The organism is Pseudomonas sp. MAG733B, assembly GCF_036884845.1.
In the GTDB taxonomy this organism is placed as follows: domain Bacteria; phylum Pseudomonadota; class Gammaproteobacteria; order Pseudomonadales; family Pseudomonadaceae; genus Aquipseudomonas.
Map to the genome: position 1 here is coordinate 920,450 of NZ_CP145732.1, position 12,338 is coordinate 932,787.

Consider the following 12,338-nt stretch of genomic DNA (forward strand, 5'->3'; position numbering starts at 1 on the left):
ATTCATCCCCGATCCTTGTAGGAGCCGAGCTTGCTCGCGATGGCGGTGGTACAGCCAACATTGATGTCGACTGACCTGCCGCCATCGCGAGCAAGTTCGGCTCCTACAAGGGCGCGGGGTGTGTCAGTTACCGCTCATGTACATACGTGCCCGGCGCTGCTTCGCCCGCCGGATATGCCTTGTTGCCCAGTTTCGCCGGGGCCTTCTTCAGCTCGCCGGAACGCTGGGCCTGCCAGGCCTGCCAGTGCAGCCACCAGGAATCGGTGTGCTTGGTGGAGTTCTCTTGCCACTCCTCGGCACTGGTCGCCATTTTTTCAGTGCTGGTCATGTAACGGGATTTCGGGTTGCCCGGCGGGTTCAGGATGCTCTGGATATGCCCGCTGCTGGACAGCACGAATTCAACGTTGCCACCGAACAGTTGCGCCGACTTGTAGCAGGACTTCCACGGGGTGATGTGGTCGTTGGTGCCGGCCAGGGAAAAGATGTCGGCAGTCACCTGCTTGAGGTCAATCGGCGTGCCGCACACTTCCAGTGCATTCGAGCGGATCAGTGGATTGTTTTTGAACATCTCGATCAGATCGCCGTGGAACGCTGCCGGCAGTCGTGTGGTGTCGTTGTTCCAGAACAGGATGTCGAACACCGGCGGCTCGTTGCCCAGCAGGTAGTTGTTGACCCAGTAGTTCCAGATCAGGTCGTTGGGGCGCATCCAGGCGAAGACTTTCGCCATGTCGCGGCCTTCCAGCACGCCGGCCTGGTACGAATGACGCTTGGCGGTCTCAAGGGTCTGCTCGTCGACGAACAGGGCTACGTCGCTGTCCAGGGTGGTGTCCAGCACGCTGACCAGCAGGGTGAGGGCATTGACCTTGTTCTCGCCGATCGCGGCGTAGTGGCCCAGCAGCGCGGTGCAGGTGATGCCGCCGGAGCAGGCGCCGAGCATGTTCACGTCTTTGCTGCCGGTGATGGCTAAGACCACGTCGACCGCTTCCTTGAGCGCCTCGATGTAAGTCGACAGGCCCCACTCGCGCTGTTCCTTGGTCGGGTTGCGCCAGCTGACGATGAAAGTCTGCACATTGTTGCGCAGGCAGAACCGCGCCAGGCTCTTGTCCGGGCTCAGGTCGAAGACGTAGAACTTGTTGATCTGCGGCGGCACCACCAGCAGCGGACGCTCGTGGACCTGCTCGGTGATCGGTTTGTACTGGATCAGTTCCAGCACATCGTTGCGGAACACCACCGCGCCTTCGGTCACGCCCAGGCTCTTGCCGACCTCGAACGCGCCCATGTTGACCTGGCTCGGCATGCCGCCGTTGTGCACCATGTCCTTGGCGAGATGCGAGAGACCGTCGAGCAGGCTTTTGCCGCCGGTTTCGAAAAAGCGTTTGACTGCCGCCGGGTTGGCCGCCGTGTTGGTCGGGGCGAAGGCTTCGGTCATCAGGTTGATCACGAAGTGCCCGCGGGCGACATCCTTTGGCCCAAGGTTACTGTCGTCGATCCATTCGTGGAGTTCCTTGCGCCACGCCAGATAGGTTTGCAGATAACGTTTGTAGAGCGGGTTCTGGCTCCAGGCCGGATCCGCGAAGCGACGGTCATCGCTGGTCGGTTGCAGCTCGGATTTGCCGAACAGCACGTTCTTGAGTTCAAGGCCGAAATGCGCAACATGCTTCGCGCTGTGCACCGGTTGCCTGATGGCCTGCCTGAGTACCATGCGAGCAGAAGCCAGTAGATCCTTTCCACGCAGCCCAACGACAGGATTCAGACCCAGGGTGTTTTCCGAGGCCTGATACTTCAAGTCATCGTTATTCTGTTTACTCATCTACGACGCTCCATTGTCCTGAGACGAGTACCCGGTCCTGCTGTGTAGTCACACAGCAAATGCCAGGTACTACTGCTCGGGTGACCGTTAATTCTGCATCGATGCTTTTTGTTCAGAGAGCACTGCAGGGAACTTGCCAGCTCCATTGGTTACCCGACTTTAATTTTTTTCGCAAGCAGGCCAATCGCCGACCCAGAAGCCGAGCATTCAAACAGATGGAATTAGAAAATGCCCTCTAAAGAGCAAGAAGCTCAGGCTAGAGCATCAGCTTGACGACGGATTCGTTCGGGTCGCGAGTCTTTCCGGCAGCTTTGAGCTCGGCAAGATAATCCTCCCAGAGTGCGTCATGACGTCGCCCCAGTTCGTAGAGGTATTCCCAAGTGAACAGGCCGCTGTCGTGGCCGTCGTCGAAGGTCAGTTTCAGTGCGTAGTGACCGGCCGGTTCCAGCTTGCTCAGGCCTACGTTGATCTTGCCAAATTGCAGGATGGGTTTGCCGTGGCCCTGGACTTCGGCGGAAGGAGAGTGCACGCGCAGGAATTCGGCGGGCAGGGTGTATTCCTCGCCGGACGCGTATTTGAGCGTCAGGGTTTTCGAGGCTTTGTGCAGCTTGATGTCGGTGGGGATCATGACCGGATGTCCGTCTGTAGGCGTGTGGTCAGCCCCCTGTAGGAGCACGGCTTGCCGGCGATGGCGATTTCAAGTACGCCATCGCCAGCAAGCTGTGCTCCTACAGGAGGTCACATGACCTACAGGATATAACGGGACAGGTCTTCGTTCTCCGCCAATTCACCGAGGTGGCTGTTGACGTAGTCGGCGTCGATCTGGATGACCTTGCCGTCATGGGTGCTGGCCAGGTCGCCGGCGCTGAACGACACCTCTTCGAGCAGACGCTCGAGCAGGGTGTGCAAGCGACGGGCACCGATGTTCTCGGTTTTCTCGTTGACCTGCCAAGCGATCTCGGCGATGCGCTTGATGCCGCTTGGCTGGAACTCGATACCCAGGCCTTCGGTTTTCAGCAGCGCGCAATATTGCTCGGTGAGCGAAGCATGCGGCTCGCTGAGAATGCGTTCGAAGTCCTGCGGTGACAGCGCCTTGAGCTCGACGCGAATCGGCAGACGACCTTGCAGTTCCGGCACCAGATCGCTCGGCTTGCTCAGGTGGAAAGCACCGGAGGCGATGAACAGGATGTGGTCGGTCTTGACCATGCCCAGCTTGGTGTTGACGGTGCAGCCTTCGATCAGCGGCAGCAGGTCGCGTTGTACGCCTTCGCGGGACACATCGGCGCCGCCGACATTGCCGCGCTTGGCGACCTTGTCGATTTCGTCGATGAACACGATGCCGTGCTGCTCTACCGCTTCCAGGGCCTTGGCCTTCAACTCTTCATCGTTGACCAGGCGGCCGGCCTCTTCGTCGCGCACCAGTTTCAGCGCTTCCTTGACCTTGAGCTTGCGGCTCTTGCGTTTGCCCTTGCCCATGTTGGCGAACAGGCTCTGCAACTGATTGGTCATTTCTTCCATGCCCGGCGGCGCGGAGATATCGACGCCGGCCATTTCGGCCACTTCGATCTCGATTTCCTTGTCATCCAGCTGACCTTCACGCAGGCGTTTGCGGAACAGCTGACGGGTGTTGGAATCGGAGCTCGGGGCGTCGTCGTTGCTGAAGCCCATACGGGCCGGAGGCAGCAGTGCATCGAGGATGCGCTCTTCGGCAGCGTCTTCGGCGCGGTGGCGAACCTTGGTGATTTCCTGCTCGCGCAGCAACTTGATCGCCGCATCGGCCAGGTCACGAATGATCGATTCGACGTCGCGGCCAACGTAGCCGACTTCGGTGAACTTGGTCGCTTCGACCTTGATGAACGGCGCGTTGGCCAGTTTGGCCAGGCGACGGGCGATCTCGGTTTTACCGACACCGGTCGGGCCGATCATCAGGATGTTCTTTGGGGTTACTTCAACGCGCAGCTCTTCAGGCAGCTGCATCCGGCGCCAGCGATTGCGCAGGGCAATGGCGACGGCGCGCTTGGCATCGTCCTGGCCGATGATATGGCGATTGAGTTCGTGGACGATTTCACGGGGAGTCATGGACATAATATTTGACGGACCTTAATCAAGTGAGTCGTGGCGTGCGGCCGAAACAGACTTACTCGTCGCCTTTGGCGCAGTCCTGCTCCTCAATGGTCTGGGTGTGGTTGGTGAATACGCAGATGTCGCCGGCGATGCCGAGAGCGGTCTCGACGATTTCCCGGGCCGACAGGTCGGTTTTTTTCAGCAGCGCGCTGGCGGCAGCCTGGGCGTAGGCGCCACCGGAGCCCATGGCGATCAGGCCGTTTTCTGGCTCTACCACGTCGCCGTTGCCGGTGATGATCAGCGAGGCGTCTTTGTTGGCCACCGCCAGCATGGCTTCGAGGCGGCTCAGGGAGCGGTCGGTGCGCCATTCTTTGGCGAGTTCGACGGCGGCGCGAACCAGATGGCCCTGGTGTTTTTCCAGCTGGCCTTCGAAACGTTCGAAAAGGGTAAAGGCGTCAGCCGTGGCACCGGCAAAACCGGCGAGGACTTCGCCGTGGTACAGGCGACGGACTTTCTTGGCGTTGCCTTTCATCACGGTATTGCCGAGAGAAACCTGGCCGTCGCCGCCCATGACGACTTTGCCGTGGCGACGAACTGAAACGATGGTGGTCAAGGGAAGAGTCTCCACGCAGCGGGGCGAAAGTGCCTTATGCCCATTCATATGGGGGTGGTGGAGTGGATTTCAACTGTTGGGCGGGAGAGGGGACGAGTGGTGCGAGTCAGGTGGGAGATGTGGTGTCTGTCAGTACGCCATCGCGGGCAAGCCTTGCTCCTACAGGTTTTGTGCAAATCCTGTAGGAGCAAGGCTTGCCCGCGATGAACGATGACGCGGTGTTTCTGAAGGGATCAGCGGCTCTGGCGTTGTTGTAACAGCAGGTTGCTGAAACCGGCGCCGGCCAGTTGTTTCTGTGCGGTGGTCAGTTGCTCGCGGTTGCTGAACGGCCCGACCAGAACCCGATACCACGTCTCATCCTTCACCGTGCCCGATTCCACCGCCACAGCCTGGCCGAGCAGAATGATCTGCGCCCGAACCTTGTCGGCGTCAGTCTCCTTGCGGAACGAACCGGCTTGCAGGAAGAACTTGGTCACCGGCGCCGCTTTGGTGACCGGCGGCGGTGGTGGCGGTGTAATCCCGGCCAGTGCGGCCTGGGCGCGGGCGGTGTCGATCTTCGCCGCTTCGGCCGGCGTCACCGGCGTGGTCGGGATGGCCGGCACTTGCGGTGTCGGCAGGGTTTTTTCCGGCACGGCATCCGGCGGCACGATGACTTCCGATTCTGGCAACAGGGTGTAGAAGTCGTACTTCGGCTTCACCGGTTGCGTCGGGCTCGGCGGGGTCTTGTTGGCCTCGGCGATCTTGGTGGCTTTCTGTTGCTGTTCGACCTTCTCGCGTTTGACCGTGTCGCTGCCCTTCCCAGGTTCCAGTTTCATCAGGAACACGATGAATGCGCCGACCGTCAGGCCGATGGCCATCCACAGCCAACCCGGGATCGGTTGCTTCGCTGGAGCTTGGTAACGGCTGGCGCCACGCTTGGGTGCAGGTTTTTTCTTGGCAGCCAACTTACATACGCTCCAGAGTTTCCAGACCCAAGAGTTCCAGGCCTTGCTTGAGAGTTCGTCCGGTCAGCGCGGCGAGGCGCAGGCGGCTCTGCATTTGTTCCGGGGTGTCGGCAGCGAGGATCGGGCAGTTCTCGTAGAAGCTGGAGAACAGGCCTGCGACGTCGTACAGGTAAGTGCAGAGGATGTGCGGCGTGCCTTTCTCGGACACGTTGTTCAGCACTTCGCCGAACTGCGCGAGTTTCGCAGCCAGCTCGTGTTCATGCGGTGCTTCGAGCACGATCTGGCCTTCGACTTCGCTGAAGTCCTTGCCGAGCTTGCGGAACACCCCGGCCACGCGGGTGTAGGCGTAGAGCAGGTACGGCGCGGTGTTGCCTTCGAAGTTCAGCATCAGGTCGAAGTTGAAGCTGTAGTCGCTCGTACGGTGCTTGGACAGGTCGGCGTATTTCACCGCGCCAATGCCCACGACCTTGGCGATGTTGCGCAGGTCGGCTTCAGCCAGTTCCGGGTTCTTGTCCTTCACCAGGGTGTAGGCGCGTTCCTGGGCTTCGGTCAGCAGGTCGATCAGCTTTACGGTTCCGCCATCGCGCGTCTTGAACGGACGGCCGTCGGCGCCGTTCATGGTGCCGAAGCCCATGTGTTCCATTTCCATCGGGTGCGTCACGAAGCCGGCCTTGCGTGCCACGGCGAACACTTGCTGGAAGTGCAGCGCCTGACGCTGGTCGACGAAGTACAGCGCGCGATCAGCCTTGAGCGTGCCGCTGCGGTAGCGCACGGCCGCGAGGTCGGTGGTGGCATAGAGGTAACCGCCGTCAGCCTTGACGATGATCACCGGCAGCGGATCGCCATCGGCATTCTTGAACTCGTCGAGGAACACGCACTGGGCGCCGTTGCTCTCGACCAGCATGCCCGCGGCCTTCAAGTCGTTGACCACGTTGATCAGGTCGTCGTTGTAGGCGCTTTCGCCCATCACGTCGGCCATGGTCAGTTTGACGTTGAGCAGTTCGTAGATTTTCTGGCAGTGCGACAGCGAGATGTCCTTGAACTTGGTCCACAGCGCCAGGCAATCGGCATCGCCGGCCTGCAACTTGACCACCAGGCCACGGGCGCGGTCGGCGAACTCTTCGGATTCGTCGAAGCGTTGCTTGGCGGCGCGGTAGAAGTTTTCCAGGTCCGACAGCTCGTCGCTGGTGACCGGGTTTTCCTGGAGGTACGCCATCAGCATGCCGAACTGGGTGCCCCAGTCGCCGACGTGGTTCTGACGGATCACGGTGTCGCCGAGGAATTCCAGAACGCGGGCCACGCCGTCGCCAATGATGGTCGAACGCAAGTGGCCGACGTGCATTTCCTTGGCCAGGTTCGGGGCCGACAGGTCGACCACGGTGCGCTGCACGGGACCGGCCTTGCGCACGCCGATGTTGGCATCGGCCAGCGCGGCGTCCAGGCGCGAAGCCAGGGCATCGGTGTTCTGGAAGAAATTGAGGAAGCCAGGACCTGCGATCTCGGCCTTGGAGATGTTTTCGTCAGCCGGCAGCGCGGCGATGATTTTTTCCGCCAGATCACGCGGCTTCATGCCGGCCGGTTTGGCCAGCATCATGGCGATGTTGCTGGCGAAGTCGCCGTTCTTCTTGTCGCGAGAATTTTCCACCTGGATCGCCGGCGACAGGCCTTCAGGCAACACACCTTCGTTGACGAGTTGGGTGATGGCTTGTTGGATCAGCTGGCGAATGGTGTCTTTCATGGTCTTCTCTTTCGACCGCTGGCGCGGCGGCGCATCATGCGCTGGTGGAAAAACTGGGCATTATCCGTTGCCGAGGCGGGCTTGCCAACCTTAGCAGGCAGGTTGTGGATGTGTGGTGACAAATGCCTTCATTTGCAGGAGCAAGGCTTGCCCGCGATGGCGCCCTTGAGATCGCTATCGCGGGCAAGCCTTGCTCCTACACATTCAACGGCGATCTCTCGGTCAATACAAATCGACCGGATCAACATCCAGAGACCAACGCACCGCCCGCCCACTCGGCATCTGCTCCAGCACCAGCAACCAGCTCGCCAGCAAGCGATGCAAAGGCGCCCGCGCCGTAGCCTGCAACAATAGTTGCGCGCGATAACGCCCGGCCCGTCGTTCCATCGGCGCCGGCACCGGGCCCAGCAGTTCAATCCCGCTCAGATTCTGCTCGGCCAGCAAGCGCTCAGCCTCGCTGCACGCCTCATCGAGAAAGCCTTCGGCCTGTCCCGGCTTATGCGCTTCAGCGCGCAGCAACGCCAGATGCGCAAACGGCGGCAGGCCCGCCGCACGCCGCTCGCTCAAGGCCTGTTCGGCGAAGGCGAAGTAGCCTTGCTCGGTCAATTGCACCAGCAGCGGATGGTCGGCCAGGTGCGTCTGGATGATCACTTTGCCCGGCTCTTCGGCCCGGCCAGCGCGGCCGGCGACCTGGACGATCAATTGCGCCATGCGCTCGCTGGCGCGGAAGTCGCCGGAGAACAGCCCGCCGTCGGCGTCGAGAATCGACACCAGCGTCACTCGCGGAAAGTGGTGCCCTTTGGCAAGCATCTGGGTGCCGATCAAAATGCACGGCTGACCCTTTTGAATGGTCGCGAACAACTGGTTCATCGCGTCTTTACGCGAGGTGCTATCGCGGTCGACGCGCAGCACCGGATAGTCCGGGAACAGGATTTTCAGGCGCTCTTCGGCCCGTTCGGTGCCGGCGCCCACCGGACGCAAATCGACCTTGTTGCACTTCGGGCACTGGCGCGGGACGCGTTCGACATAACCGCAATGGTGGCAGCGCAATTCGCCATGGCGCTGGTGCACGGTCATGCGCGCATCGCAGCGCTGGCATTCGGACATCCAGCCGCAGTCGTGGCAAAGCAGCGTCGGCGCGAAGCCTCTGCGATTAAGGAATACCAGCACTTGCTGGCCGGCGGCGAGTGTCTGGCCGATGGCCTGTTGCATCGGCCCGGAAATGCCGCTGTCCAGCGGGCGACTTTTCACGTCCAGACGCAGGAAGCGTGGTTGCTTGGCACCACCAGCGCGCTCATTCAGGCGGAGGAGCCCATAACGACCGGTGTAGGCGTTGTGCAGGCTTTCCAGTGAAGGTGTGGCGGAGCCGAGCACAATCGGAATGTTTTCCTGCCGTGCCCGCACCAATGCAAGGTCGCGAGCGTGGTAACGCAAACCTTCCTGCTGTTTATAGGAGCCGTCGTGTTCCTCGTCGATGATGATCAGCCCCGGGTTTTTCATCGGCGTGAACAGCGCCGAACGGGTGCCGATAATGATGTCGGCCTCGCCGTCTCGAGCAGCGAGCCACGCTTCGAGGCGTTCGCGATCGTTGACCGCCGAGTGGATCAGCGCGATGCGCGCATTGAAGCGCTGCTCGAAGCGCGCCAGGGTTTGCGGGCCGAGGTTGATTTCCGGGATCAGCACCAGCGCTTGCTTGCCGGCCTGCAGGGTTTCGCGGATCAACTGCAAATACACTTCGGTCTTGCCGCTGCCGGTGACGCCGGCCAGCAGGAACGCGTGATAACTGTCGAACCCGGCGCGGATCGCTTCATAAGCTGCTCGCTGTTCCGGGTTGAGCGGCAGCTCCGGCTGCGCCAGCCAGTGTTCGTGCCGGGCGCCGGGGGCGTGCTTGCGGACCTCGACTTGCACCAGATCCTTGGCCAGCAGCAAATCGAGGCTGTCCTTGCTCAGCATCAATTTGCTCAGCAGCTGATGGGCCACGCCGTGGGGATGCTGCGCCAGTGTCGCCAGGGCTTCACGCTGGCGCGGGGCGCGGGCGATACGCGGGTCATCAAGGCTCGCGCCTGGCGCGGCAGACCAGAAGCGCTCCTGGCGTGGTTCAGCCAGCTCACCCTGACGCAGCAGCACCGGAAGCGCCCAACTCAAGGTGTCGCCGAGGCTGTGCTGGTAGTACTGGGAAGTCCACAGACACAGCTTGAACAGCGCAGGCGGCAACGGTGGTGTGGCGTCGAGCAGGGCCAGCGCCGGCTTGAGTTTTTCGGCGGGGACTTCGCTGGTGTCGGTGACTTCCACCAGAATCCCGATCATTTCCCGACGTCCGAACGGCACCCGCAGGCGCATGCCGGGATGCAATTGCGCGCGCAGGACACCGGCCGGCGCGCGGTAATCGAACAGGCGGCGCAGAGGCGATGGCAGGGCGAGGCGCAGAATGGCGTCGGGCACGCGTTTTCTCAATGAAGGGGTGAAGTGGCAGGCCGCGAGCCTAGCAGACGACCGGTTTGAGGGACAGCTTGCGTGATTGGCATTGTCTGGTAGAATCCGCGGCCTAATCACGTGCGGTATTCAACAATAGTGTTGGGTGGCGGCACGCTAGCCTGAGGAAGACACCATGAAAGCTGATATCCATCCAGAATACCCAGCAGTTGCTGTTACCTGCAGCTGCGGCAACAAGTTCGAAACCCGTTCGACCTTCGGCAAAGCCCTGGCGATCGACGTTTGCAACGAATGCCACCCGTTCTACACCGGTAAGCAAAAGACTCTGGACACTGGCGGCCGCGTTCAGCGCTTCGCCGACCGTTTCGGTGCTTTCGGCAAAACCAAAGCTCCTGCTGCTGCAGAGTAAGGTTGAAGGGCCCGGTGGGCTTTTCCATGCTGATGAAAAAGGCGTCCCTTGTGGGCGCCTTTTTTGTGTCTGCGATTTGGCTCTCCGCGGCCCAGGCTTTCTGCCCGGCGCCGGGTGGCCTGACACCGGTTGCGGTGCAGCGGGTAGTCGATGGCGACACGCTACGCCTCAACGACGGTCGCAGCGTGCGCATGATCGGCTTGAACACGCCGGAGCTGGGCAAGAAAGGCCGCTCCGACGAGCCGTTCGCCGTGGCCGCGCGCAAACGCCTTGAAGCGTTGGTGGCGGCGAGCGATGGGCGGGTCGGTTTGCTGCCCGGAAAAGAAAGCAAAGACCATTACGGCCGAACCCTGGCCCATGTCTACAGCGCCGACGGTGCCAATCTCGAAGCGCAAATGATCGCCGAAGGTCTCGGTTTTCTGGTGGCGGTTCCTCCTAATGTCGATCTGGTCGACTGTCAGCAAGCGGCGGAACGCAGTGCCCGCCAGGCCGGGCTCGGCGTATGGCGACAGTCACCTGTACTGAAAGCGGATCAGATCAGCGCGTCCGGTTTTGCCGTGCTCAGCGGTCGTGTTAGCAAGGTTCAGCGTAATCGTGGCGGGGTTTGGATCGAATTGCAGGATTCGGTTGTATTGCGCGTTGCACCCAATTTGCTGGCCCGTTTCGATGCGGCCGCGCTTGAAAAGCTCAAAGGCAGGCAAATCGAGGCGCGTGGCTGGGTGCTGGATCGTTCACGCCGCGGCGGGCTCAAGGATGGTCAGGCGCGCTGGATGTTGCCGCTGACGGATCCGGCGATGCTGCAAGTGATGCAGTGATAGAGAATTGTAGACATTTTTTCTGGCGATTGTGAACAGTCCATCCCTTGTGTTCCGCGGCTCTTGGCCCAAAGTCGTAAGGCCGGGCGCTTGACAGGGGTGACCGGTCAGTCTTGTGGGGATTTTGCGAGGCGCGTATCCTCGCTGACCAGTCTGTCCAACAGTAAAAGCGGAATGCCAAAATGTCTGATCTGAAAACTGCCGCTCTCGAATATCACGCCAATCCTCGTCCAGGGAAGCTGAGTGTCGAGCTCACCAAGGCCACCGCTACCGCCCGCGACCTGTCGCTGGCCTACAGCCCCGGCGTAGCCGAACCAGTACGCGAAATCGCCCGCGATCCTGAACTGGCCTACAAATACACCGGCAAGGGCAACCTGGTTGCAGTCATTTCCGATGGCACCGCGATTCTCGGCCTGGGTAACCTCGGCCCATTGGCCTCCAAGCCAGTGATGGAAGGTAAAGGCGTGCTGTTCAAGCGCTTCGCCGGCATCGACGTTTTCGACATCGAAGTCGACTCCGAAAGCCCGCAAGCCTTCATCGACACCGTCAAGCGCATCTCCATCACTTTCGGTGGCATCAACCTGGAAGACATCAAGGCGCCTGAGTGCTTTGAGATCGAACGCGCTCTGATCGAGCAGTGCGATATTCCGGTATTCCACGATGACCAGCACGGCACCGCTATCGTGACCGCGGCCGGCATGATCAACGCCCTGGAAATCGCCGGCAAAACCCTGCCGGAAGCCAAGATCGTCTGCCTGGGCGCCGGTGCTGCCGCCATCTCCTGCATGAAATTGCTGGTGAGCATGGGCGCCAACATCGAAAACATCTACATGATCGACCGTACCGGCGTGATCCACTCCGGCCGTGACGACCTGAACCAGTACAAGGCTGTCTTCGCTCACGCGACCGACAAGCGCACCCTGGCTGACGCGCTGCAAGGTGCTGACGTGTTCGTTGGCCTGTCCGGTCCGAACCTGCTGAGCGCTGAAGGCCTGCTGTCGATGGCGCCTAACCCGATCGTGTTCGCGTGCTCCAACCCTGATCCGGAAATCTCCCCGGAACTGGCACACGCCACCCGTAACGACGTGATCATGGCCACCGGCCGTTCGGACTACCCGAACCAGGTCAACAACGTACTGGGCTTCCCGTTCATCTTCCGTGGTGCCCTGGACGTTCGCGCCAAGCGCATCAACGAAGAAATGAAAGTGGCTGCGGCCAACGCCCTGCGCGAACTGGCCAAGCTGCCGGTTCCTCAGGAAGTGTGCGACGCCTACGGCGGCATCAAGCTGGAATTCGGTCGTGAGTACATCATTCCGAAGCCAATGGATGCCCGTCTGATCACCCTGATCTCCGACGCTGTGGCCAAAGCCGCCATCGAGACTGGTGTGGCGACCCTGCCGTATCCGAAGAACTACCCGCTGAAAAGCGTGGATGACGTGTTCAACGGCTAAGTCGTTGTAGCGCTTCAACCGAAAGCCCTGGCTCGTGAGAGTCGGGGCTTTTTTGTGCCTG

10 protein-coding genes are annotated in these 12,338 nt (G+C 61.0%); 3 read left to right on the forward strand and 7 right to left on the reverse strand.

Annotated elements, in window-relative coordinates:
* Window positions 1-127: 127 nt before the first annotated feature.
* From phaC to V6Z53_RS04300, 7 genes are all read right to left on the reverse strand, one after another.
* On the reverse strand, window positions 128-1,810 hold the full coding sequence (gene phaC / locus V6Z53_RS04270) for a class II poly(R)-hydroxyalkanoic acid synthase (RefSeq protein WP_338584297.1): 1,683 nt from the start codon (window positions 1,808-1,810) through the stop codon (window positions 128-130).
* A 256-nt stretch (window positions 1,811-2,066) separates the two neighbouring features.
* Window positions 2,067-2,438 carry a DUF971 domain-containing protein gene (locus V6Z53_RS04275; protein ID WP_224539478.1) on the reverse strand — a complete coding sequence of 124 codons (372 nt, stop codon included), beginning with the start codon at window positions 2,436-2,438 and terminating at the stop codon, window positions 2,067-2,069.
* Window positions 2,439-2,557: 119 nt separating this feature from the next.
* Window positions 2,558-3,895 carry an HslU--HslV peptidase ATPase subunit gene (hslU, locus tag V6Z53_RS04280; RefSeq protein WP_338584298.1) on the reverse strand — a complete coding sequence of 446 codons (1,338 nt, stop codon included), beginning with the start codon at window positions 3,893-3,895 and terminating at the stop codon, window positions 2,558-2,560.
* A gap of 52 nt (window positions 3,896-3,947) precedes the next feature.
* Window positions 3,948-4,487, reverse strand: coding sequence for an ATP-dependent protease subunit HslV (gene hslV, locus V6Z53_RS04285; RefSeq protein ID WP_077045027.1), 540 nt, complete (start codon window positions 4,485-4,487; stop codon window positions 3,948-3,950).
* 233 nt (window positions 4,488-4,720) lie between these two features.
* Entirely contained in the window at window positions 4,721-5,431 is a 711-nt protein-coding gene (locus tag V6Z53_RS04290; protein ID WP_338584299.1) for an SPOR domain-containing protein, read from the reverse strand.
* Between the two features lies 1 nt (window position 5,432).
* Window positions 5,433-7,169 (reverse strand): arginine--tRNA ligase, encoded by a 1,737-nt coding sequence (argS, locus tag V6Z53_RS04295; RefSeq protein WP_338584300.1) that lies wholly within the window; start codon window positions 7,167-7,169, stop codon window positions 5,433-5,435.
* Window positions 7,170-7,391: 222 nt separating this feature from the next.
* Complete coding sequence (locus tag V6Z53_RS04300; protein ID WP_338584302.1) at window positions 7,392-9,611, reverse strand: primosomal protein N'; 2,220 nt, start codon at window positions 9,609-9,611, stop codon at window positions 7,392-7,394.
* 166 nt (window positions 9,612-9,777) lie between these two features.
* Here V6Z53_RS04300 and rpmE point away from each other — a divergent pair, with 166 nt between their 5' ends.
* The 3 genes from rpmE (at window position 9,778) to V6Z53_RS04315 (ending at window position 12,277) form a co-directional block, all read left to right on the forward strand.
* Window positions 9,778-10,011: a 50S ribosomal protein L31 gene (gene rpmE, locus V6Z53_RS04305; protein ID WP_128606293.1), complete on the forward strand. Its 234-nt coding sequence runs from the start codon at window positions 9,778-9,780 to the stop codon at window positions 10,009-10,011.
* 26 nt (window positions 10,012-10,037) lie between these two features.
* Window positions 10,038-10,826 carry a thermonuclease family protein gene (locus V6Z53_RS04310; RefSeq protein ID WP_338584303.1) on the forward strand — a complete coding sequence of 263 codons (789 nt, stop codon included), beginning with the start codon at window positions 10,038-10,040 and terminating at the stop codon, window positions 10,824-10,826.
* Between the two features lie 182 nt (window positions 10,827-11,008).
* The gene (locus V6Z53_RS04315; RefSeq protein WP_217872650.1) at window positions 11,009-12,277 is read left to right on the forward strand and encodes a malic enzyme-like NAD(P)-binding protein; all 1,269 of its coding nucleotides are present in this window, start codon (window positions 11,009-11,011) and stop codon (window positions 12,275-12,277) included.
* Window positions 12,278-12,338 lie beyond the last annotated feature (61 nt).

Bases quoted from the DNA above. Each gene is read 5' to 3' on its own strand.
- phaC (WP_338584297.1), bottom strand. From the start codon at position 1,810: ATGAGTAAACAGAATAACGATGACTTGAAGTATCAGGCCTCGGAAAAC.
- V6Z53_RS04275 (WP_224539478.1), bottom strand. From the start codon at position 2,438: ATGATCCCCACCGACATCAAGCTGCACAAAGCCTCGAAAACCCTGACG.
- hslU (WP_338584298.1), bottom strand. From the start codon at position 3,895: ATGTCCATGACTCCCCGTGAAATCGTCCACGAACTCAATCGCCATATC.
- argS (WP_338584300.1), bottom strand. From the start codon at position 7,169: ATGAAAGACACCATTCGCCAGCTGATCCAACAAGCCATCACCCAACTC.
- rpmE (WP_128606293.1), top strand. From the start codon at position 9,778: ATGAAAGCTGATATCCATCCAGAATACCCAGCAGTTGCTGTTACCTGC.
- V6Z53_RS04310 (WP_338584303.1), top strand. From the start codon at position 10,038: ATGCTGATGAAAAAGGCGTCCCTTGTGGGCGCCTTTTTTGTGTCTGCG.
- V6Z53_RS04315 (WP_217872650.1), top strand. From the start codon at position 11,009: ATGTCTGATCTGAAAACTGCCGCTCTCGAATATCACGCCAATCCTCGT.